This is a genomic window from Actinomadura napierensis (assembly GCF_039529375.1).
GTDB lineage: Bacteria > Actinomycetota > Actinomycetes > Streptosporangiales > Streptosporangiaceae > Spirillospora > Spirillospora napierensis.
Genome location: NZ_BAAAMR010000032.1, coordinates 1 through 22767, shown reverse-complemented (window position 1 = coordinate 22767; position 22767 = coordinate 1). Strand labels below are relative to the sequence as shown.

Annotated in this window: 16 protein-coding genes and 1 pseudogene; 9 read left to right on the top strand and 8 right to left on the bottom strand. The window is 72.5% G+C overall.

What is annotated here, in order from left to right:
* Positions 1 to 221: 221 nt before the first annotated feature.
* On the top strand, positions 222 to 575 hold the full coding sequence (locus ABD296_RS19400) for a YciI family protein (RefSeq protein ID WP_344268628.1): 354 nt from the start codon (positions 222 to 224) through the stop codon (positions 573 to 575).
* A gap of 117 nt (positions 576 to 692) precedes the next feature.
* The gene (locus tag ABD296_RS19395; protein ID WP_455363861.1) at positions 693 to 1979 is read left to right on the top strand and encodes an RNA polymerase sigma factor; all 1287 of its coding nucleotides are present in this window, start codon (positions 693 to 695) and stop codon (positions 1977 to 1979) included.
* Here the strand turns inward: ABD296_RS19395 and ABD296_RS19390 are convergent.
* Both ABD296_RS19390 and ABD296_RS19385 read right to left on the bottom strand, forming a co-directional pair.
* Entirely contained in the window at positions 1973 to 3142 is a 1170-nt protein-coding gene (locus tag ABD296_RS19390) for an FAD-dependent monooxygenase (protein WP_344268625.1), read from the bottom strand. The genes ABD296_RS19395 and ABD296_RS19390 overlap by 7 nt on opposite strands.
* Before the next feature lie 125 nt (positions 3143 to 3267).
* Positions 3268 to 3849, bottom strand: coding sequence for a TetR/AcrR family transcriptional regulator (locus ABD296_RS19385; RefSeq protein ID WP_344268622.1), 582 nt, complete (start codon positions 3847 to 3849; stop codon positions 3268 to 3270).
* Between the two features lie 188 nt (positions 3850 to 4037).
* On the opposite strand from ABD296_RS19385, the gene ABD296_RS19380 reads away from it, so the two are divergent.
* Positions 4038 to 4991 carry a threonine/serine dehydratase gene (locus ABD296_RS19380; protein ID WP_344268619.1) on the top strand — a complete coding sequence of 318 codons (954 nt, stop codon included), beginning with the start codon at positions 4038 to 4040 and terminating at the stop codon, positions 4989 to 4991.
* Here ABD296_RS19380 and ABD296_RS19375 read toward each other — a convergent pair.
* Together ABD296_RS19375 and ABD296_RS19370 are read right to left on the bottom strand one after the other, a co-directional pair.
* Positions 4988 to 7483, bottom strand: a complete 2496-nt coding sequence (locus ABD296_RS19375; RefSeq protein ID WP_344268616.1) for a DUF6493 family protein — start codon at positions 7481 to 7483, stop codon at positions 4988 to 4990. The genes ABD296_RS19380 and ABD296_RS19375 overlap by 4 nt on opposite strands.
* A 38-nt stretch (positions 7484 to 7521) precedes the next feature.
* Positions 7522 to 8247, bottom strand: a complete 726-nt coding sequence (locus ABD296_RS19370) for an SDR family NAD(P)-dependent oxidoreductase (protein ID WP_344268612.1) — start codon at positions 8245 to 8247, stop codon at positions 7522 to 7524.
* 49 nt (positions 8248 to 8296) lie between these two features.
* On the opposite strand from ABD296_RS19370, the gene ABD296_RS19365 reads away from it, so the two are divergent.
* Entirely contained in the window at positions 8297 to 8839 is a 543-nt protein-coding gene (locus tag ABD296_RS19365) for a MarR family winged helix-turn-helix transcriptional regulator (protein ID WP_344268609.1), read from the top strand.
* Between the two features lie 3 nt (positions 8840 to 8842).
* Here the strand turns inward: ABD296_RS19365 and ABD296_RS19360 are convergent.
* Positions 8843 to 9745 (bottom strand): annotated as a pseudogene (locus ABD296_RS19360) (RNA polymerase sigma factor); the annotation flags it as partial.
* Between the two features lie 286 nt (positions 9746 to 10031).
* Here ABD296_RS19360 and ABD296_RS19355 point away from each other — a divergent pair.
* Complete coding sequence (locus ABD296_RS19355) at positions 10032 to 10661, top strand: TetR/AcrR family transcriptional regulator (RefSeq protein ID WP_344268603.1); 630 nt, start codon at positions 10032 to 10034, stop codon at positions 10659 to 10661.
* 22 nt (positions 10662 to 10683) lie between these two features.
* Here the strand turns inward: ABD296_RS19355 and ABD296_RS19350 are convergent, their stop codons facing one another.
* Positions 10684 to 14055 (bottom strand): pyruvate carboxylase, encoded by a 3372-nt coding sequence (locus ABD296_RS19350; RefSeq protein WP_344268600.1) that lies wholly within the window; start codon positions 14053 to 14055, stop codon positions 10684 to 10686.
* A 338-nt stretch (positions 14056 to 14393) separates the two neighbouring features.
* Here ABD296_RS19350 and ABD296_RS19345 point away from each other — a divergent pair, with 338 nt between their 5' ends.
* The 4 genes from ABD296_RS19345 (at position 14394) to ABD296_RS19330 (ending at position 21406) form a co-directional block, all read left to right on the top strand.
* The gene (locus tag ABD296_RS19345) at positions 14394 to 17867 is read left to right on the top strand and encodes an AAA family ATPase (RefSeq protein ID WP_344268598.1); all 3474 of its coding nucleotides are present in this window, start codon (positions 14394 to 14396) and stop codon (positions 17865 to 17867) included.
* Positions 17868 to 19263: 1396 nt separating this feature from the next.
* Positions 19264 to 20160, top strand: coding sequence for a MinD/ParA family ATP-binding protein (locus tag ABD296_RS19340; protein ID WP_344268597.1), 897 nt, complete (start codon positions 19264 to 19266; stop codon positions 20158 to 20160).
* Positions 20157 to 20459: a hypothetical protein gene (locus ABD296_RS19335; protein ID WP_344268595.1), complete on the top strand. Its 303-nt coding sequence runs from the start codon at positions 20157 to 20159 to the stop codon at positions 20457 to 20459. Before ABD296_RS19340 ends, ABD296_RS19335 begins: the two co-directional genes overlap by 4 nt.
* Positions 20456 to 21406: a DUF6177 family protein gene (locus tag ABD296_RS19330; RefSeq protein WP_344268594.1), complete on the top strand. Its 951-nt coding sequence runs from the start codon at positions 20456 to 20458 to the stop codon at positions 21404 to 21406. Before ABD296_RS19335 ends, ABD296_RS19330 begins: the two co-directional genes overlap by 4 nt.
* A 56-nt stretch (positions 21407 to 21462) precedes the next feature.
* Here ABD296_RS19330 and ABD296_RS19325 read toward each other — a convergent pair whose 3' ends face one another.
* Together ABD296_RS19325 and ABD296_RS19320 are read right to left on the bottom strand one after the other, a co-directional pair.
* Positions 21463 to 21834 (bottom strand): hypothetical protein, encoded by a 372-nt coding sequence (locus ABD296_RS19325; protein WP_344268592.1) that lies wholly within the window; start codon positions 21832 to 21834, stop codon positions 21463 to 21465.
* A 514-nt stretch (positions 21835 to 22348) separates the two neighbouring features.
* Positions 22349 to 22645, bottom strand: coding sequence for a WXG100 family type VII secretion target (locus ABD296_RS19320; RefSeq protein WP_344268590.1), 297 nt, complete (start codon positions 22643 to 22645; stop codon positions 22349 to 22351).
* Between the last annotated feature and the right edge of the window lie 122 nt (positions 22646 to 22767).

Sequence of the window (22767 nt, the reverse complement as noted above, 5' to 3'; positions counted from 1 at the left end):
GCGGGGCCGTTGCCCAATGCACCGTGACGGACCGTTTCGTGGGATTCTCAGCCGCCGCCTCCCGCTTCGTCCGGCATCGAACCGTGGTGACCTGGCACGATACGAGCCCGCGAAAAAATCTCGAAAAAAGTCGCGGCGGATGTCGATCCGGCCCGCGGCCGGTCGACGCGTTGGTGAAGGGCCCGGAAGGACCGGCCCTCGGCACGGCAGAGGAGACGACGATGCGGTTCATGATGATGACCACCGACAGCGCCGAGCAGCAGGGCCCGCCGCCGGACGAGAAGACGCAGGCCGAGATGGGCGCGTTCATCGCCGAGATGGCCAAGGCGGGGGTGCTGCTGGCGACCGGCGGCCTGGAGCCGGGCGGCACGCACATCGCCGCCTCGGGCGGCAAGGTCACCGTGACCGACGGCCCGTTCGCCGAGGCCAAGGAGACCGTCGTCGGCTTCGCGCTGGTCGAGGTGCGCACCCGGGAGGAGGCGATCGAGGTGTCCAAGCGGTTCTTCCAGATCGTCGGCGACGGCGAGGGCGTGATCCAGCAGGTGTTCGGACCGGAGGACGGCCCCGGCGCGTGACCCGCCGCCCGCGGCGCCGGTGATCCACGCGGCGCCGCGGCGGCCGGTGCGGGTTGCGCGGCGGTCCGTGCGGGTGCTGTCATCGGCACCGTGACAGCATCCGCCGCGCCGCACGGCGTGCCCCCGCGCGCGGAACGCCCGGCCGGCGTGCACGCGAGCATCGACGCGGTCTGGCGGCTGGAGTCCGCCCGCATCACCGCCGGTCTGGCCCGGCTGGTGCGCGACGTCGGCCTCGCCGAGGAGCTGGCGCAGGACGCGCTGGTCGCCGCGCTCGAGCAGTGGCCCGAGTCGGGCGTCCCGGACAACCCGGGCGCCTGGCTCATGGCGGTCGGCAAGCGCCGCGCCATCGACCGGATCCGCCGGCAGCAGCGCCTGGAGAGCAAGCTCGAGGAGATCGGGCACGGCCTGGAGCCGGAGGCGTCGGAGGCCCCGCCCGAGTTCGACCTCGCCGTCGACGACGAGCACATCGAGGACGACGTCCTCCGGCTCATCTTCACCGCCTGCCACCCGGTGCTGTCCACGCAGGCCCGGGTGGCGCTGACGCTGCGGATGCTCGGCGGGCTGACCACCGAGGAGATCGCCCGCGCGTTCCTGACCTCCGAGCCGACGGTCGCGCAGCGGATCGTCCGGGCCAAGCGGACGCTGTCGGAGGCGGGCGTGCCGTTCGAGGTGCCCGAGGGCCCCGAGCGGGCCGCGCGGCTCGCGTCCGTCCTGGAGGTCCTCTACCTGATCTTCAACGAGGGGTACGCGGCCAGCAGTGGCGACGACTGGGTCCGCGCCGACCTGTGCCAGGAGGCGCTGCGCCTCGGCCGGATCCTCGCGGGCCTGGCGCCCGACGAACCCGAGGTGCACGGGCTCGTCGCCCTGATGGAGATCCAGGTGTCCCGGACCCGGGCCCGCACCGGGCCGTCCGGCGAGCCCGTCCCGCTGCACGAGCAGGACCGCGCCTGCTGGGACCGGCTGCTCATCCACCGCGGCTTCGCCGCGCTGCTGCGCGCCCGCGAGATCGGCGCGCCGCCCGGCCCGTACGTCCTGCAGGCCGCGATCGCCGCCTGCCACGCGCAGGCCGCCTCGGCCGAGGAGACCGACTGGGCGCAGATCGCGTCGCTGTACGGGATCCTCGCGTCGGTCGCGCCGTCCCCCATCGTGGAGCTGAACCGGGCCGTCGCCGTCGGGCTGGCGGACGGCCCCGAGGCGGGTCTCCGGCTCGTCGACGCCATCGCCGGCGAACCGGCGCTGCGCGGCTACCCGCTGCTGCCGGGCGTCCGCGGCGACCTGCTCGCCCGGCTAGGCCGCGCCGAGGAGGCCAGGAAGGAGTTCGAGCACGCCGCGGAGCTCACCCGCAACGCGCCCGAACGCCGCGTCCTCCTCGACCGGGCCGCCGCCCTGGACGGCGCTCAGTAGTCCTTCACCGTGAACGCGTTGACGATCTCGCCGAAGTCCTGGAAGTCGACGACCTCGGTCTCCACGCCCATCTGCGCGTCGCGCTGCGCGTCCACCCGCGCCTTGTTCGTCAGCGCCAGCTGCTGGTTCGCCGCGACGTACCCGCGCAGCTCGCGCTCGTAGCCCGCGAACGCCGCGCGGTGGTCGCCGTCCGCCGCCTTCAGCTCCCCCGCCAGGACGTACGCGCCGACCATCGCCATGCTGGTGCCCTGCCCCGACAGCGGCGACCCGCAGTACCCGGCGTCGCCGAGCAGGACGACCCGGCCCTCCGACCAGGAGTCCATGTGGATCTGCGCCATCGAGTCGAAGTGGAAGTCCGGGGCGTCCCACATCGTGTCGAGCAGCCGCGGAAGCTCCCAGCCGCCGCCCTCCAGCGCGTCCGCGAGGATCTTCTTCTGCGCGGCGAAGTCGCGGTAGTCGTAGTCGATCGGCTGCTCGGACTCGAAGCCCAGGTAGACGCGGACCTCCTCGTTGCCGCGGACGCTCATCACGCCGCCGCCCCACGAGCTGCCCGGCATCTGGTGGAAGACCTGCCAGCGGTCCAGGCCGAGGAAGTTCGGCGCCGTCCACACGCCGAGGTAGGTGCCGAGGTGGGAGATGAACCGCTCCTCCGGCCCGAAGACCAGCCGGCGCGTGTTGGAGTGCGCGCCGTCCGCGCCGACGACCAGGTCGAACGTCCGGGTGGTTCCGCTGCGGAACGTCACGTGGACGCCGTCGTCGTCCTGCTCCAGCGCCGCGATCGAGTCGCCGAACAGGTACTCGACGCCGTCGCCCGCCGCGTCGGCGAGGATGCGCGACAGGTCGTCGCGGAGGATCTCGATGTCCGGGCTGTCCAGGTCGCCGGACGTGATGGTGTGCTCCTCGCTGCGGTACAGCTCCTTGCCGTCGCCGTCCACCATCGACATCCCGCGCATCTCGACGCGCTCCTCGCGGATCCGGTTCAGGACGCCCATCCGCTCGGCCACTTCCAGCGCCGGCCCGCGCACGTCGATCGCCTGCCCGCCAGCCCTCAGCCCGTCCGTGACCTCGACGATCGTGACGTCGAACCCGTAGCGCTTCAGCCAGTAGGCCAGGGCGGGCCCGCCGATGCTCGCACCGGAGATGAGGACCTTGGTGTTCTCCATGAGTGACTCCTCGTCAGTCGGCGGGAGGTGTTTCCCGCGTCACTCAGGAGACTGGCCTCGCCCGCTGACCGCGCCCGCACCGTCCGCTGACGGCGCGGTCACCGCGGAGGCCGGCCGGCAGGCGGCTAGGGGCGGGAGCCGGCGGCGTGGGCGGCGTCGATCTGCTCCCAGGCGACCTGCAGCAGGGCGGCGCGCTTCTCCTCCGGCGTACCGTCCATGGACGAGATCGCGAAGGTGCCGAAGTAGACGGTGAACAGCGCGCTGAGGGAGCGGACGCGGTCGAGGACGGGGCTCTCCGGATCGGTGAGCAGCGTGCCGAGCTTCTGCATGCGGTCGCGGAAGGTCTTGGGCCCGGCCCGGCCGCGCAGCGCCGCCTGGTTCTCCTGGAGGAACTGGAAGACCGGGGCCCATTCCTCCAGCGCCTCGTTGAGACGGCGCAGCAGCTCCCGCCTGGTCTCCAGGGTCGCCGGCTGGGCGTGGGCCCAGGCGATCAGCTCGTCCAGCCGCTCGCCGATGCCGCCGACGAGGGCGTCGAGGATGTCCTCCTTGGTGCGGAAGTGGTAGTAGAGCGCGGCCTTGGTCACGTCGAGCCGCTCGGCGATCTCCCGCAGCGAGGTCTGGTCGTAGCCGTGTTCGAGGAAGAGCTCCAGCGCGACGTCCAGGATGCGTTCCCTGGTGTCCTTGCGGCGCGTCTGCGGCTTGCTCACGGTGTTGCCCTCCTCGGCCGTCCTCCTCCCACCGTATCGCGGCAACTTACTTGACGCCCGGCTAGTTAGCGCGGCTAGCGATCCGGACGCGCCCTCTATCCCGCGGATCGCGCCGGACGCCAGGAGCGTCTGGTCGGGATGGTAGTGATAAAGGGGGCGGGCGCCACGTCCGCCGAGAGGAGCCCCCCGTGATCGAGCTTCAGGACGTCCAGGCCGCCGCCGGACGCGTCGCCGGACGCGTCCGCGAGACGCCGCTGCTCGCGATCGACCCGGCGCCGCTCGCCGCCGCCGCCGCGCGGATGTGGCTGAAGCTGGAGCAGGTCCAGCACACCGGGTCGTTCAAGGCGCGCGGCGCGTTCAACCACATCCTCGCCGCCCGGGCCGGGGGACGGCTCCCGGCGGAGGGCGTCGTCGCGGCGTCCGGCGGCAACGCGGGCCTCGCCTTCGCCTACGCCGCCGCCCAGGTCGGCGTGCCCGCCGAGGTGTTCGTCCCCGAGACGGCCCCGGCGGTGAAGGTCGCGCGGCTGCGCGCGCTCGGCGCCGCCGTCGTCCAGGTCGGCACCCGCTACGCCGAGGCCCAGGAGGCCGCCACCAAGCGCGCCGCCGACACCGGCGCCCTGCTCTGCCACGCCTACGACCAGCCGGACGTCTGCGCCGGTCAGGGCACCCTCGGCCTGGAGATCCTCGACCAGACCGGCGGCGACGTCGACACCGTCCTGCTCGCCGTCGGCGGCGGCGGGCTGATGGCGGGCGTCGCCGCCGCCCTCGAAGGCCGCGCCCGCGTGGTCGGCGTCGAACCGGAGACCATCCCGACCCTCGAACGGGCGCTGAGCGCGGGCCGCCCGGTGGACGTCCCCGTCTCCGGCGTCGCCGCCGACTCCCTCGGCGCCACCCGGCTCGGCGACATCGCCCACGCGGTCGCCGTCCGCACCGGCGTCGTCCCCGCCCTGGTCACCGACGACGCGATCATCGAGGCCCGCCGCTTCGTGTGGGAGGAGTACCGGCAGGTCGTGGAGCACGGCACGGCCACCGCCGTCGCCGCCCTCCGCACCGGCGCCTACCGCCCCGCCCCCGGCGAGCGCGTCGTCGTCGTCCTCTGCGGCGCCAACACCGACCCCACCGACCTGATCGACCGCCCCTAGCCCAACTGCGCGGCGAGCGCCCGCGCCGCGCGGATCACGTTGGACGAACCCTTCCGCCCGGCCAGTTCATCGATCTCGGGGATGGGCCCGGACGCCTTCGCCCAGCGCGCCGTCCTGGTGCCGAGCGCGATGAGCCGATCGTGGGCGAACAGCGACCGCCGCCCCGGCTCCGGGTGCAGGACGGGCAGGGCGGCAGCGATCACGTCCCACACCTGCGCGTACGCACCCGCCTCCGCCGCACCCTCCAGCGCCTCGACCACCCGGACCAGCTTGATCTCCCCGGCGAGCGCCAGCCGCCCGATGTGCCGGCCGAGCGCGGCGGCGGGCAGATCGCCCCGCCCCGCCAGGGTCAGCAGCGGCCCTGCCGCCCGCTCGCCGACGAGCTCGCGAGCCAGGAAGTACGCGACCGCCTCAGCGAAGGGCCCGTCCCCCGGCACCAGTTCGATGAGGGCGGAGACCGGCGCGCCCTCGACCAGTTTCGGTACGAGGTGGACCGCGACCATCTGGGGATGGGACGGCAGGAGCCATGACCAGAACGGCACCTGCCAGCCGTCGATCGTGCGGTCGTCCGTCGGCGGCACGGAGAACACCTCGTCGATGACCGGCCGCCCGGTGACCTCCGCCTTGACCACCACCTCGATCCCGCTCCCCCTGAGCGCCGACGCGCCCGCCCCGGGGACCGGGAGACCGCCCTCGGCCAGCCGGCGCGCCACCTCTCCGCCCGCCGCGGACGTCAGGCGGCTCGCGCGCCGCACGGCCTCGGGATCGATCTCCGGGGGCAGCCGGAGCAACGCGTGCTGGAGATCGGCGGTACCGGGCTCGGTGCCGGCCGCCTCGCAGATCTCCAGGCGTTCCACGAGCACGCCCGGGTCGAGATGGCCGGTGGGCCGGGTCGCGGTCGCCAGCAGGACCGGCGGCAGGGTCCCCGCCCGCAGCGAGTCGTAGACCTCCGCGAACCGCCGCAGGAAGAGGATGCGCGGAACGCTCACCTGGCCATGCGGCAGGCGCTCGTCTCCGTCTTCGGGCACCAGTACCGCGCTCGTGAGCACGAGCCCGATGCCGTTGAGCCACTCCCATGTCCCGGACCAGCTCATCGACTGCCGGAGGTGCCGAGGGGAGTCGGTGCGGATGACGGATTCGAGCGCGTTCCGTACGGCGTCCCGGTCCTTCCAGGCCAGCCGGACGAGCGCCGCCAGCACCTGTTCGGCCGCGGCGCTCCGATCGCTGTATCCGTGATGGAACGCCCCGGCCAGTTCCTCCGGGGTCGTGATCGGGGACGCCAATGAGGGCACGGGCTCGCTGCGCGCGCCCGCCGAAGCCAGCAGGACTGGCGGCGGGTCCTCGTCAACGGCTTCCGGTTCAGGCACCTCGCCGCCGAAGCGGGCGGTGATCTGCGCGGCGAGGTCGGAGGGCAGCAACGGCATGGCGTCGCGCAGCGGCGTTCCGTCGGTCGTGTCGGGGAGTTTGAGCGCGACGCGCACGGCCCGCTGCTGGACGGCGTACGACTCATGCTCGAACGCCCGGGCGAGCGCGGAGGCGCAGCCGTCCGCGAGTTCGGGACGCCTGCGGACGGTCCGCTCCAGCCACGCCAGGCCCGGCCGGACGAGCCTCGCCTCGGCTCGGAACAGCACGCCGTCCAGCGCTTCGGTCACCAGTTCGGGCGGCAGGTCGTCGCGTTCCGTCAGCAGCCCGAGCGCGAGTTCCGCCACCGGGCCGGGCGCGGCGGGTAGCAGCCGGACGTAGTCGCGGGCGCGGGCGCGGATCTCGGCGTCCGACGGTGCGAGCCGTTCGTGCAGCCGGACGAAGAACCGCAGGTCGAGGTCCGTGCCACCGCGCAGGAACCGGCGGACGCAGCCGTCGAGCAGCATCTCCCGGTCGACCTCGCCGCGCTCGGCCGACTGCGCCAGCACCGCGAGCCAGGAGCCCCGGTTCCGCAGTATCCGCCCGGCGCCTTCGACTTCGAAGATGCGCGGCAGCAGGTGCGGCCGCAACGGGTCGTTCTTGCGCGGCATCAGGGACGACACCCACCCGGTGATGAGGGGATCGTGGTCGGGCGGCTCGATGCCGGACTCGGCCAGCAGGGCGAGGACGAGGTCGAGACCGACATGCCGCGGGCCGCGCAGCCGGAGGGTGAGGCGGCGGGCGAGGTCGGCGAGCCAGGCGTCGTCGCGGCCTTCCCACAGCCGCATCAGCCGCGCGGTGTCGTGATGGCCGCCCCTCCGCCGGGGGGTGAGCTCGCGGCGGGTCAGCCAGGACGCGACGGCCGACGCGCTGCCGAGGGCGCCCGCCCCGGCGGCGCGGAAGGCAGGCGCGAACTCGTCGATGCCCTCCCAGATCTCGCGCCGCGACCGCACCTCGCGGACGTGGCCGGGCAGCGCCTCGGCGACGGCGCGGCGCCCGGCGGCGTCCAGGGCGAGGACGGCGCCAGCCACCGCGTCGGCCTTCCGCGCGTCGATGAGCGCGGCGACCTCCTGCCACGCGGTGCTCGTCATGCCCCCGGACGGTAGACCTCGCCGCCGACATTCCGGAGTCAGGCTCCGATGTAGGCGCCGCCGTTGAGGTGGAGGACCTGGCCGGTGATGTGGCCGGCGCCCGGTGAGGCGAGGAACGCGGCGAGCGCGGCGACGTCCGCGGGGGTGCCGGCGCGCTTGGTGGCGGTCTGCCCGATCAGCATGGCGCGCCGGTCGCCGGTCAGCTGGTCGCCGAAGAACTCGGTGTCCTCGATCAGGCCGGGGGCGATCACGTTGGCGGTGATGCCGCGTTCGCCCAGCTGGACGGCCAGTTCGGCGTTCCAGACCCGCATGCCGGCCTTGGCCGCCCCGTAGGAGCCGCCGCCGCGGCCGCCGGCGATCGAGCCGAGGCTGATCACGCGTCCGCCGCGGGCGAGCCGCGGTTCCAGCGCGGTCGTGACGAGGACGGCACTGACCAGGTTGGCCTCGAGGTTGGCGAGCCAGGCGTCGCGGACGGCGGCGAGGCCGGACGGGGCGGGGCGTCCGGTGTCGGTGTTGCCGCCGGCGTTGTTGACCAGGACGTCCACGGTCTCGGGGAGTTCGGGGAGGGCGGCCTCGATCCGGCCGGGGTCGGTCACGTCGAAGACCACGGGCCGGACGCGGGGGCCGAGGCCGGCGGCGGCCTCGGCGAGCACCTTCTCCCGCCGGCCGGTGATCACCACGTCCAGGCCGTCCGCCGCGAGGGCGGCCGCGACGGCCCGGCCGATGCCCGTCCCGCCGCCGGTCACCACTGCGTTGCGCGTCATCGGGAACCTCCAGTGTTTAGGTCTAAACTTTTGCTCTAAGCTAGGCGCCGTGGACGACGGACGCAAACAGCCGGACCCGGTCGACGCGATCGCGGAGGCGTGGACGCGGGAGCGTCCGGACATGCCGGTCGGCTCGATCGGGATCATCACGCGGGTGTGGCGGGCGGCGAAGCTGCTCGGCGACGAGCGGCGCCGCACGCTCGCCCGGCTCGGCATCGACACCGCCACCCTCGACCTGCTGTCCACGCTGCGCCGGCACGGGGCGCCGTACGCGATGACGCCCGGCGAGCTGCGGGAGGCGTCGCTGCTGACGGCGGGGGCGATCACGCAGCGGGTGGCGCGGGCGGAGCGGGCCGGACTGGTGGAGACCGTGCGGGGACCGCGGGGCCGGACGTCGTCGGTCCGGCTGAGCGACGCCGGGAACCGGCTGATCGAGGACAGCGTGCACGAGCTGCTCGCCTACGAGAACTCGCTCCTGGACCATCTCGGCGAGGACGAGCGCGCGCAGCTCACCGAGCTGCTGCGCCGCCTCCTGGACGGGCTCGTCGACCGGCTCGGCGCCGACGACAAGCCCGGCCAGGTGGGCGAGTGAGCGTCAGCTGAGCAGGTCGGCGAGGGTCTCCCGGCGGGACGGGTGGCGCAGCTTGTGCATGCCCTTGGACTCGATCTGCCGGATGCGCTCGCGGGTCACGCCGTAGACCTTGCCGACCTCTTCGAGCGTCTTCGGTTCGCCGCCGGCGAGGCCGAAGCGCATCGAGATGACGCCGGCCTCGCGTTCGGTGAGCGTCTCCAGCACCGCGTCGAGCTTGCCGCGCAGCATCGAGGACGCGACGACGTCGGCGGGGTCGCCGCCGTCCGGGTCCTCGATGACGTCGCCGAGCTCGCCGTCGCCGTCCTCACCGAGCGGCGTCTGCAGGGACAGCGGCTCGCGGGCCTGGCGGCGCAGCCACTCGACCTTCTCGGGCGTGACGTCCAGCTCGACGGCCAGTTCCTGCGAGGTGGGCTCGCGGCCGAGGTCCTGCATCAGGCGGCGGCGGGTCCGGGTCATCCGGTTGAGCACCTCGACGACGTGCACGGGGATGCGGATCGTCCGGGACTGGTCGGCGAGGGCGCGGCTGATCGCCTGCTTGATCCACCAGACGGCGTAGGTGGAGAACTTCAGGCCGCGCCGGTACTCGAACTTCTCCACCGCGCGGATCAGCCCGAGGTTGCCCTCCTGGACGAGGTCGTTGAGCGGCAGGCCGTGGCCCATGTACCGCTTGGCCAGCGACACGACCAGGCGCAGGTTGGCCTCGACCATGTGCTCCTTGGCGCGGCGCCCGTCGGTGGCGATCCAGGCGAGGTCCTCGCGGTCCTGCGCGGACAGGGCGCCGCCGAGGGTCTCCAGGCGTTCGCGCGCGAACAGCCCGGCCTCGATGCGCTTGGCCAGCTCGACCTCCTGCTCGGCGGTGAGCAGCGGGGTCCGGCCGATGCGGGAGAGGTAGTCCTTCATCGGGTCGATGAGGTCGCGGGTCGTGGACGCGCGGGTCGCGGACGTGCGGCGAGCGGACGCGCCGCGCGCGGAGGTGCCCCGGGCCGCTGCGCCACGGGTGGACGCGGCGCGGGCGGACTCGGGGGACGCGGCGCGGGGGGTGCTGGCGTTCAGGGCGGTGTCCTTTGCTCGTCCGGCCGGGAGGGAACGGGTCACGCGATCTCGGTACCCGGCAGCCCGGCGGCATAAACTTAGGTCAAGCCTAGAACTGGGTCAGATATAAATTTAGGCCGAGCTATGAGAGGATGGCGGCATGGGACTGCGGGAGCTGAAGAAGCAGCAGACGCGGCAGGCCATCTCGCACCAGGCGACCCGCCTGTTCCTGCGGCATGGGTTCGACCGCGTGACCATCGCCGACGTCGCCGCCGCCGCGCAGGTGGCGAAGATGACGGTCACCAACTACTTCCCGCGCAAGGAGGACCTGGCCCTCGACCTGCACGAGGAGTTCGTCGCGCAGCCCGCCCGGACGGTCGCCGGCCGCGCGCCGGGCGAGTCCGCGCTGGCCGCGCTGCGCCGCGCGTTCCTGGACGCCGTGGCCCGGCACGACGCCGTCATCGGCTTCTCCGGCGCCGGCTTCGCCCGCATGATCACCGAGAGCCCGGCGCTGGTGGCGCGGCTGCGCGAGTTCCACGAGGAGCGCGAGAACGCGCTCACCGCCGTCCTCGCCCAGGAGGCCGGGGTGAGCGAGGACGACGTGCTCACCCGCGTGGCTTCGGCGCAGCTCATCGGCGTCCACCGCGTCCTGTTCGAGGAGACCCTGCGGCGCACCCGGACCGGTGAGGACCACGACGAGATCGCCGCGGCCCTCACCGAGTCCGCCAAGAACGCCTTCGACCTCCTCGAACCGTCCCTGGGCGGTTACGCCGTCCGCCCGGAGTCCTGACAGCGGCGGACCGCCGGCCGGATCAGCCGATGACGAGGAGGAGGTCGCCGGCCTGGACGGGCGTGGCCTGCGGGACGGCGAGGCGGGAGACGGCGCCGGCCACCGGAGCGGTGATCGCGGCCTCCATCTTCATCGCCTCGATCGTGGCGACCACGTCGCCGGCCGCCACCTGGTCGCCCTTCGCGACGCGGAGCGTGACCGAGCCGTCGAACGGCGCGCCGACGTGGCCGGGTTCGGACGGGTCGGCGCGCTCCACCGGCGGCGCGTCCGACACGACGGACTTGTCGCGGACCGACAGCGTCCGCAGCTGGCCGTTCACCGTGCAGATGACCTGCCGGACGCCCGCCTCGTCGATGTCGCCGACCGCTTCGAGCCCCGCCAGCACGCGCACGCCGGGTTCGAGGTCGAAGGCGACCTCGTGGCCGGTGCGCAGCCCGTAGAGGAACGCGCCGGTGGGCAGGACGGACAGGTCGCCGTACGCGGCGCGGGACTCGCGGTATTCCTTCGCCGGGCCGGGGAACAGCAGGCGGTCGAGGGTGTCGCGCACCTCCGCCCCGGCGAGCGCCTTCTCCTCGGCGCCGTCGAGTTCGGCGCGGGCCGGGGTGTACTGGCGTCCGGCGAGCGCCTTGGTGCGGAACGGCTCGGGCCAGCCGCCGGGCGGGTCGCCGAGTTCGCCGTTGAGGAACCCGATGACGCTGTCGGGGATGTCGTAGCGCTCGGGGTTCTCTGCGAAGTCGTCGGGGTCGGCGCCCGCGGCGACCAGGTGCAGGGCGAGGTCCCCCACGACCTTGCTGGACGGGGTCACCTTCACCAGGCGGCCGAGGATGCGGTCGGCGGCGGCGTAGCAGCGCTCGATCTCCTCGAACCGGTCGCCGAGGCCGAGCGCGACGGCCTGCTGCCGCAGGTTCGACAGCTGCCCGCCGGGGATCTCGTGCTGGTACACGCGTCCGGTCGGCGACGGAAGGCCCATCTCGAACGGCGCGTAGAGCTTGCGCACCGCCTCCCAGTAGGGCTCCATCACGGTGAGGGCGTCGAGGTCGATTCCCGTGGCGCGTCCGGTGAAATCGGTTGCGGCAACGATCGCCTGCAGGGGCGGCTGGCTCGTCGTACCGGAGAGCGGTGCGGCGGCGCCGTCCACCGCGTCGACGCCCGCTTCAATGGCCGCGATGTAGGTGCCGATCTGGCCGCCCGCGGTGTCGTGGGTGTGCAGGTGGACGGGCAGGTCGAAACGCTCGCGCAGGGCACTCACCAGTGTGCGCGCGGCAGGAGCCCGCAGGAGACCGGCCATGTCCTTGATGCACAGGATGTGGACACCCGACTCCACCAGTTCCTCGGCGAGGCGCAGGTAGTAGTCGAGCGTGTAGAGGCGTTCGTCCGGGGACGACAGGTCGCCCGTGTAGCAGAGGGTGCCTTCCACCAGCGCGTGCGTCTGGAGCGCCGCGTCGATCGCCGGACGCATACGCTCGATGTCGTTCAGGGCGTCGAACACGCGGAAGATGTCGACGCCCGTACTGGCGGCCTCCTTGACGAATGCCCGCGCCACCGAATCGGGGTACGGCGTGTAGCCGACGGTGTTGCGGCCACGCAGCAGCATCTGGATGCACAGGTTCGGTGCTGCTTCCCGGATCGCCGCGAGCCTGTCCCAAGGGGACTCCCCCAGGAAGCGGAGCGCGACGTCGTAGGTGGCGCCACCCCATGCCTCTATGGAGAGGAGCTGCGGAGTCATGCGCCCGAGATAGGGCGCCGCAGAGACGAGGTCGTACGTCCGTACTCGGGTGGCCAGCAGCGACTGGTGCGCGTCCCTGAAGGTGGTGTCGGTGACGGCCAGTGCGTTCTGCGCGCGCAACTGCTCGGCGAACGCGCGCGCGCCGAGCGCCAGCAGGCGGTCGCGCGAGCCCTCCGGGAACGGCCCGTCGAGCTGGAGCGGCGGAAGCTTCGTCGCCGGGTCCAGGGTCGTGGGCGCGTCGCCGTGCGGCTTGTTGACGGTGACGTCCGCCAGGTACCGGACGAGCCGCGTCGCACGGTCGCCGCTCGACCGGGCCGTCAACAGCTCCGGATGGTCGGCGATGTAGGACGTGCTGACCCCGCCCCTGCGGAAGTCCGATTCGTCCAGCAGCGCCTGGAGGAACGGGATGTTCGTCGCGACGCCCCGGATGCGGAACTCCGCGACGGCCCGCCGCGCCCGCCGCACGGCCTCCTCGAACGTCCGGCCCCGGCAGGTCAGCTTGACCAGCAGCGAGTCGAAGTGCGGAGACACGATCGCGCCGCCGTGCGCCGTGCCGGTGTCGAGCCGCACCCCGGCGCCGCCCGGCGACCGGTACGCCGAGATCTTCCCGGTGTCGGGCCGGAAGCCGTTCGCCGGGTCCTCGGTCGTGATCCGGCACTGCACCGCGAACCCCGAGACCGTCACGTCCTGCTGGGAGATGCCGAGGTCGTCGAGGGTCTCGCCGCCCGCGATGCGCAGCTGGCTCTGCACCAGGTCGATGCCGGTGACCTCCTCGGTCACGGTGTGCTCGACCTGGATGCGCGGGTTCATCTCGATGAAGACGTGCTCGCCCCGGTCGTTGACCAGGAACTCGACGGTGCCGGCGTTCACGTAGCCGATCTCGCGGGCGAACGTCACCGCGTCCTCGCACAGCCGCTCCGCGATGGCCGCGTCCAGGTGCGGCGCCGGCGCGATCTCCACGACCTTCTGGTGCCGCCGCTGCACCGAGCAGTCGCGTTCGCGCAGGTGGACGGTGTGGCCCGCGCCGTCCGCGAGGACCTGCACCTCGATGTGGCGGGGCCGGTCCACCGCCTGCTCCAGGAAGACCGTCGGGTCGCCGAACGCGCTCTCGGCCTCGCGGCGCGCGGTGTCCACCGCGGCCAGGAGCTCCTCGCGGTGGTCGACGCGGCGCAGCCCGCGCCCGCCGCCTCCCGCCGCCGCCTTCACGAACAGCGGGAAGCCGACCTCGTCGGCCGCCTCCAGCTCGCGTCCGGCCTCCGGCGTCAGCGACCGCAGCACCGGCAGGCCCGCCCGGCGCGCCGCCGCGACCGCCTCGATCTTGTTGCCGGCCAGGCTCAGCACCCGCGACGGCGGCCCGACGAAGGTGATGCCGTTGCGCTCGCACGCCTCCGCCAGCTCCGGGCTCTCCGACAGGAACCCGTAGCCGGGGTAGACGGCGTCGGCGCCGACCCGCAGCGCCGTCTCCACGATGCCGTCCACGTCGAGGTAGGCGCGGACGGGGTGGCCGTGCTCGCCGATCTCGTACGCCTCGCCGGCCTTCTGCCGGTGCAGCGACAGCCGGTCCTCGTGGGCGTAGACGGCGACGCTGGCGATGCCGAGTTCGTACGCGGCGCGGAACGCGCGTACGGCGATCTCGCCGCGGTTCGCGACGAGCAGCTTGGTGATCACGTGTTCTCCCAGGAGACGGCTCGGGCGCGTCCGCCCGCACCCGACGGCCTCCCGGGCTCGGCGCTGAGCGTCGCAGAAGCATGGGCCGGTCCGGCGGGCGAACCGAATCTTCGGATACCTACCCAGTTGACCGGCGGAACGTGACCGGGGATAGCCCGTTCCCTTGTGAACAAAGTGATAGATCGCGTTTAGCGGGAAAAATGCCCGATCGTTCCGTCCGTCCGGTCCGGTCGTCCACAGGCCCCCGCCGTGGCCCGGCGTCCTGCGGACTCGCCCACGGCGCCCCGTCCGACGCTCTAGGCTTTCGGTCGGGTTCGTGTGCTTGTAGGGGGAACGCGGTGCGGCTGCCGGAACATCTGGAACTTCTCGTCTCCGAGGAGCCCGTCCTCGACGTGTACTCGCACGGGCCATGGCGCGTCCCGGACGGCCTCTACGACGAGATCCGCGCCCGCATCGACGCGCTCGCCACCGACCCCCGCTGCAAGGACCACACCACCGACGGCCACGCGCTGCTCACCGCGCCCGCCCCGCTGGTCGTCGCGGAACTGCTGCTCACCCTCGACTTCCTGCTGGGCGCCGGGGCCGTCAACGCGGGCACGCACTCCCGGCTGCAGTACCAGTTCTTCAACGGCTACTACAACGAACCCCGCGATCCCCTGCGCGACGCCGGCGGCTGGGGCGTCAGCCGCGGCTCGTTCCAGCCCCTCGAATGGCTGGAGGACTGCGGCGACCAGGACCTCGCCCTCACGCTCGCCCGCGAGTCCCTCGACGTCTTCGCGGGCCTGGAGCCGATCGAGCGGCGCCGCCAGGCCCTCATCAAGCTGTACGACGACCCGCCGCCCACGCTGCGGATCCAGACGCCCCTCCCCGAGCAGCGCGCCCTGTGGCTCGCCCACGCGAGCGACGACATCGTCGCCGCCCTGCCCGAACTCGCCGGACCCATCGGCTACCTCGAATGGGTGTGCTCGGGGCTGCTGCCCGTCCACGAGCACCTGCGCGAGGTCGCCCCGCACGACGAGACCGCCGACGACCTGCTCGTCCACCTGCTGCTCCAGGGCGGGCTGAAGCAGGTCCCCGCCGAACTGTCCGCCGTCCTCACCGAGGACCGCTACGGCGAGCTGCTCGACCGCTTCGAACGCGCCCGCGACAAGTTCGAACCGAACCCCTGGTACCTCAACGAATGGGGATGGCTCGGACGCGCCCTCGGCGCCGGCGCCATCGACGCCTGCCGCGGCTGGCTCGACATGGCCATGCGCTTCACCGGCTGCGTCCAGGGCCTGCCCAACGAGCCGCGCATCCCCGACCCCGAATGGATCCCCGTCGGCGAGTTCGGCGCCGACGTCCGCCGGCTGTTCACCCCGCGCCGCCGCATGGTCAACCCGCTCGCCGCGAGCGTCGGCGGCGCCCCGTCCCGGACCCGCCGCACCCGCCGCGCCGACGCCGGCTCCGGCCTCGTCGGCCAGCCCGGCGTCGTCGCCGCGCTCCAGGAGATCGCCGAGACCGGCGGGCCCGTCCGGCTGATGCTCGTCGGCCCCGACGGCACCGGCAAGCGCGACGCCGCCCAGGAGATCGCCCGGCTGCTCCAGGAGCACCAGATCGTCGAGCCGCCGCTGTGGCTCGCCGACGACTACTTCGCCGGCAAGGAGGTCTCCTCCGCCACCGCGCAGCTCTACAGCGAGGTCCGCGACGCCGCCGGGAACCGCCTCGTCGTCATCGACGGCCTGGACGACATGGCCCGCGACGGCCGCAGCGGCGAAGCCGTCCTGGAGGACCTGCACCGCGCCCTCGACGTCCACGACGACCTGCACATCGTCGTCCTCTGCGAACCCGGCGGCGACGAGCGGATCCGCGAGCTCAACCCCGGGCTCGCGCTGCGGATCCAGGTCGTCCGGACCCACCCGTTCGACGCCGCCGGGTACGCCGAGCTGTTCAACCGGGCCCTCCAGCAGCGCGGCGCCCGCGCCCACAAGCGCGCCCTGACCGCCGCCGGGCAGCTGCTCGTCCGGACGCCGCCCGTCCGGAACCTGCGCAACGCCCGCCTCGCCCAGCGCCTCGCCGACATCGTCGTCGAGAACGTCCGCGCGAACACCCCGCCCGGCGAGGAACTCGTCGTCAAGCGCGCCGACGTCCCCGCCACGTTCGACACCGCCGGCACCCCGTCCGACCCGATGGCCGAACTCGCCGCCCTCACCGGCCTCCGCACCGTCAAGGCGGAGATCGAGTTGCTCGTCGCGGGCACCAAGGCGGCCAAGCTGCGCCGCGAGGCCGGGCTGCCCTCGCCCGCCGCACCGGCCCGGCACATGGTCTTCACCGGCGACCCCGGCACCGGCAAGACCGTCGTCGCCCGGCTGCTCGCCCGCATCTTCAAGGACCTCGGCGTCCTGTCGTCCGGCCACCTCGTCGAGGCGTCCCGCTCCACCCTCGTCGGACGCTACGTCGGCGAGACCGCGGTGAAGACGCGCGGCGTCGCGCAGAGCGCCGTCGGCGGCGTGCTGTTCATCGACGAGGCCTACGCGCTCACCCAGACCACCATGTCCGACGACTACGGGCAGGAGGCCATCGCCGAGCTCATCAAGGTCATGGAGGACCATCGCGACGACCTCGTCGTGGTCGTCGCCGGCTACGAGCGCGAGATGCAGCGCTTCATCGCCTCCGACCCGGGCCTCGCGTCCCGCTTCCCCACCACCGTCCGGTTCCCCGACTTCACCGACGCCGAGCTCATCGAGATCTTCACCGGCCAGGCGTCCGCCGCCGGCCTGTCGCCCGCCCCGGCCGCCCTCGACAAGATCGCCGAACTGCTCCGCCGCGCCCCGCGCGGCCGCTCGTTCGGCAACGCCCGCGTCATGCGCAACCTGTGCGAGCGCGCCACCGCCCTGCAGGCCCGCCGCGTCACCGCCCTGCGCCGCGCCACCCCCGACGACCTCGCCGCGCTGCTGCCGGACGACATCCCCGACAGCCTCAGCGGCGCCGGACGCGTCCTGCCCGCCACCGACCCGCTCGCCGAACTCGACACCCTCATCGGGCTGCCCGCGGTCAAGGAGGAGGTGCGCCGCCTCGCCGCCGAGGCCCGCGGCGCCGAACTGCGCCGCGCCGCCGGCAAGCAGGTCACCGTCCCGACCAGGCACATGATCTTCACCGGCAACCCGGGCACCGCCAAGACCACCGTCGCCCGCCTCGTCGCGTCCGTCTACGGCCACCTCGGGCTGCTGTCGTCCGGCCACCTCGTCGAGGTGTCCCGCGCCGACCTCATCGGGCCCTACCTCGGCCAGACCGCACCGCGCGTCCGCGCCGCCGTCGAGCAGGCCCTCGGCGGCGTGCTGTTCGTCGACGAGGCCTACTCCCTCGCCGGCGACGCCTACGGTCAGGAGGCCGTCGCCACCCTCGTCCAGCTCATGGAGGAATACCGCGGCGACCTCGTCGTCATCGCCGCCGGCTACGAACGCGAAATGGACGCCTTCCTCGCCGCGAACTCCGGCCTGCAATCCCGCTTCCCCAAGCGCATCGCGTTCCCCGACTACACCGACGACGAACTCGTCGCCATCTTCGGGCACCTCGCCGCCGCCGAGGGCCTCGCCCTCGCCCCGGACGTCGCCTCGCGACTGCGCACCGTCCTCCGCGACACCCCGCGCGGCCCGTCCTTCGGCAACGGCCGCCTCATGCGCAACCTCCTGGACGCCGCCATCGCCGCCCAGTCCGAGCGCCTCACCTCGGCGGGCGCCCCGTCCGAGACCGAGATCACCACCCTGCGCGCCGACGACCTCCGCACCGCCGCCCCCACGCCGTCGGACACCGCCACGGGACTGTACCTCTGACCGTCCACACCACGTCTGACGCCCCAACACACAATTGGTCGGAATCTTCCGCCTGTGCCTGTCTAGACTCGTCTCGCCCAATCAATGCGGAGCTGGAAGGGGCTCGGTGTCCGATCGAGACTGGCAGCACGCGGTGCTGCGCGACCTCGGCGCACTGAAAACCGGCCTGGTCCCCCCGGACCCGCGCCCGGTACCACCCCCAACGCCCCCGGCCCCCGCCCCCGCGGACCGCCCTCGCAACACGTCCCCGGCGCCCGAGCCCGCCCCGCCACTCGCGGACCGCCCCCGGACACGCAACGCATCCCCGGCGCCCGCCATCTCTGCCCCGGCGCCTGAAACCCCCGCCACCGGCACCTCGTCTCAAGCCCCCGGACCGGCCCCCCACCCCACACCACCCGCCGGCACCCGCACTCCGACAGCCCCCTTCGCCCGCACCACGTTCCCCACGTCCGAGAACGGCGTCCCATCCCCCACACCTGAAACCGCGGCCACACTCCCCGCACCAGCCACCCCTTCAGCCACAACCAACGAACCAGCCCCTCAGGCGACCGATCCGAAACCAACACCCCCACCGGTCGCCGCCCCTCCACCCCATGCCGCGCAGGCGAGCCGGGCATCCGAGCCCGAAGCCTCCCCCACCGGCCCCGAAACGACGTCGGACACCGACGATCCATCACCGTCCGAAGCGAAGGACCTCCCCACCGAACCACCCACCCCAGCGGACTCGGCCACACCCGCGACGACTGCGGAGACGCCCCCTCCGACCCCACCCGCCGACACGGTCCCCGCCCCGGCCGCCTCCATCAGCCGAACAACCGCCCCCGCCGCGCCCCCGAACGCCGAGGTACCGGCACCCGCCGAACCAAGGACCACCCCCAGCACTAAGCCCTCCGAAGTAGCGATCACCCCCGCTACTTCCGAACCGCCAGGGGAAGCGACCCCCCACACCACATCGGCATCTCCCCCCGAACCCCGAGGAGAAGCGACCGCCCCCGACACCGAACGCCCGGCACCGGCACCGGCAACTCCAGGATGGGCGATCCCTCCTCTCCCCGAGCCGCCGCCCAGAGCCCCGACCGACGAACCATCGACGTCACCCGCGCACAACACACCACCCACCACCCGGCCGGGGCGGGCTGCTCTCAACACGCCACCGCCCGGAGACATCGAGCCCATCGCGCGTCCGGAAAGGCCGACCGGTGTCGTCCCCGCGCAGCCAAGCCCCTCGACACCTCCCGCGTCCCCAGGCTGGACGATCGCTCCGCCATCCGAGCCGCCGCCGAGCAGCACGCCCGCGCCGCCGCCGTCCGGGACAACCGCGCACAACGCCGCGCCGCCGGCGCGACCGCCCGCGAGCAATGGCCTGACCAGCCGCTCCGCCCCACAGCCGGGAAGCGTGCCGGCTCCTCAGGACCTCGTCCGACGCAACCCGCACGGCGATCCGATGGCCCGCCGCCTAGGACGCGGCGTACGCCGCGCGGTGGGGGCGTCGGCCGCGGGCCGGGTCCGTGAACTGGATCAGCTCACAGTGCAGATCGGCGTCCCCGTCCCGTCAGGCCGCCGGATCGCGGTGACGAGCATCCGCGGCGGCGCCGGCAAGTCGACGATCACCGCGCTCATCGCGGGGATCCTCCGGCAGTACCGCCCGGACCGCGTCCTCGCGATCGACGCGGACCCCGGGCTCGGCTCCCTCGCACTGCGCCTCGGCGTCAGCGCCCCGAGTTCGCTCCGCGACCTCGCGGCCACCCGTCCGCTCAGCTGGGAGGAGACCGCCGCCCACCTCGGCCGCACTCCCGAAGGCCTCTTCGTCCTGCCCGCCGCTCCGAAGGGCGCCGTCGCGGACGATCTCGACCACACCGCCTTCCAGTACGGAACCGGCCGCCTCGGACGCTATTTCTCCACCACCGTCATCGACTGCGGCGGAGGCCTCGTCTCCGATCTGCAACGCGGGATCCTGCACGGCGCCCACGCCCAGGTCTTCGTCACCCCCGGCACCCCCGACGGCGCCCTCAGCGCCCGCGCCGCCCTCAACTGGATGGCGCTGAACGGCTTCGCCCCGCTCCTCCAGCGCACGGTCATCGCCCTGGTCTCGCACACCCCGAACCCGGACGCCGACCTCGACCGCGCCGCCCACCTCCTCAGCAGCGGCACGCTCCCCGTCACCCTCCTCCCGTTCGACCGCCACCTGGCGGCCGGCATCGCCATCGCCCCCGAACGCGTCAGCATGCCCACCCACGCCGCCGCGACCAGAATCGCGGCCGACGTCTTCACCCGTTCCCTGAGCGCCCCATGAGCCGCGAACTGATAGTCCTGACCGCCCGGAAACCAGAACTCGACCTCCAGGCGCTGGCACCGCCGCCCCTCCAGGCGGCGGGAAACTACGTCTTCGACTCCGAAGATCGCCTCCTCTTGCGCGTCCAGGAACCGGTCCTGGTGTCCGTCCCCGGCGAAACAGAACGCCTGCTGGGAATCGAATCGACCGCTCCCGTCTGGTGGACGGAAATCCACGCCGCCACAGACTCACCCGATGCCGATCACCTGGCCCACCGCTGCGCCGAAACTCTCAATGGCACGATTTGGACGGTCCCATGACGCAGACCACCGGCGGCGCCGACGTCCTCACCACCCAGGCCATGGTCGTGCTGAACGATCGTCCCGTCGTCCCTCTCACCCCGGCTCTCTCCCAGGCCCTCTCCGAGTGCGAAAGCACCAACCGCATCCTCCAACTCGTCACGCCCACCACGAGCCGGCTGACCATCCCCCTGCGCGCGTCGCGAACCCATTGGCTCGTCCACGACGGCAACGGCTACTACGAAGGCCTCACCGGCCGCCCCATGCAATGGAGCGGCACCGCCTTCGTCCCCGACCCAGACGCCCGCGACTACGCCCCCACGTACAGAACACCCCCGACCGCTCCCGCCGGCAGCCAGCTAGTCCTGACCTTCCAGGCCCGCCACAACCCAACGGCTCCACTCGGCGCGCACACGGAAAAACTCATGCGCCTCCTGACCGGCGAGCCCCCGAAAGGCTGGGGCCTGACCGAGCCGGTGCAAAACCCTTGGAGCCCCGAACACTTCACGACCTGCGCAACGAACAGCACGTCGTCCCGCCTCATCACCATTGGCGCGAGCACTCGCCCGGCAATGGCCACCTCGGACTTCTCGCCCCTCGTCCCCCCAGCCTCCGGCACGGCCGAGATGACGACCCTCACTATCGGCTACACCGAGGACGAAGACCCCCCGATCAGCCAACTCCCGTCCCTCATCGACCTCCTATCGGCCGACCACCCGATAACCGCCCTCCTCGCCCAGCTCACCCCCGGCCGCCCCGACCTGACCACCGAACCACGCTGGACGGGCTCCTCGGCTCCCATCGGCCTGGCCTCCGCCGGCGTCTACACGGGCCCGCCGGGCTTCTCCCGCAAACGCCTTGGCCCCCCGGACGCCCCCCTCACCTGGTTCCACCTGGGCGACGGCTACTCCCCCGAATACTGGCAACGCCACCAAGACCTCCTAACCCACCTCCGCCGCACCCCCTAACACAACATTGCTCTTCTCGAACCCTGAATAATTCAAGCGCGAAAGGATGAAGAACTTCACCGAAACGGGTCTTTTAGCTGCGAGCGAATCAGCCTGAAGATAAGCACAATGCCCGAAGCGAAGCCGATAACCGCAGAGCAGATCAGGATTACCCCGCCAAAGGCCCCGTCCCACGAAAGCGCATGGCCCACCAGAAACAGACCAAGGCCGAAGTTCGCCGCGACGACGAACTGCGTGCCATCCAAGGGCGCATTCCGACTGGCCCTCACCACGCAACCGATCAGGGAAAATAGCGCCAAGGCGATCACGACGATACCGACGGCAAGCTGGAACTGATACATGAGCGACCCTTCCTGGAAGAGATCCTCGATGTCGCCCCAGATTGCGCTGCCGACACTCCCGATGGTTCCGCCGACCGCCGCACCCACCCCAAGTCCGACCGACCCTCCAAAGCTTCCGATTCCCCTGCAGGGCAGACCACTCTCCCCCATGCCAGAGTAAAGCGACTTCAGCTTTTCTGCGGCGACCTTCTGCGCCTGTTCGTTAGCCTGCTTGGCACCTTTTGCCTGCTCCTCCAGGAGTACCGTTCCGCTGCTTCGACGCTTCCGCCGAAGTCATGAGCTCGACGATTCTGGCGAGTTCATTCGTTCTTTCGATGAGCTTCTTCTAGGCCCGAGCCAATTCATGCAGGCGGTGCCGAGGCGCTGCACGTGCTTGCCGAGGCGGTCTCTGCGGCCGGAGGGTTCCACAGGGTGCACGACACCACGCCCGGTGGGAGGAGCTCCATGCCTTCGAAGAAGCCTTAGCTGAGCGGGCGTGCATCGTCGGCGTTGAACCACCGGGCACCGTCCGGGTCGACGCGGCTCGCGCCGTGGTGTGGCGTCCGTGTCCCTGATGGCTGGGGTTTGGCGTCTGGGGCGGATGGGAGCTTAGGGCGTGGGTTCAGCTGCCCCACATGGCGGTGTTCTGGCGTTCGGCGCCGAGGTGGATGTCGTGGGATTCGCCGATGACCTTGCTCATGCTGGAGACGGCGGTGGCCATGCGCTGGGCGGCGAGTTTCCATTCGCGGGACTTCTGCTCGTAGGCGTTGCGGGCGTCGCCGTCCCATTCGGCCAGGTGGGCGCGGACCTGGCTGTCGAGGGTGTCCAGGGTGGCCTGGTAGCTCTTGAGGGCGCTGGTGAAGTTGCCCTGGGCGTTCTGCATGCCGCCGAAGTTGACGTAGGTGTAGTCGGTGCTCATCGCGGGTCCTCCCGGTGCGGTGTGGGCGGGGTGTGGCGGTTGGGTGGTGGGGGTGGGGGTCAGCCGTTGACCAGGCCTTTGAGGGTGTTGACGCGGGCGGTCTTGTTCTGTTCGGCGGTCTC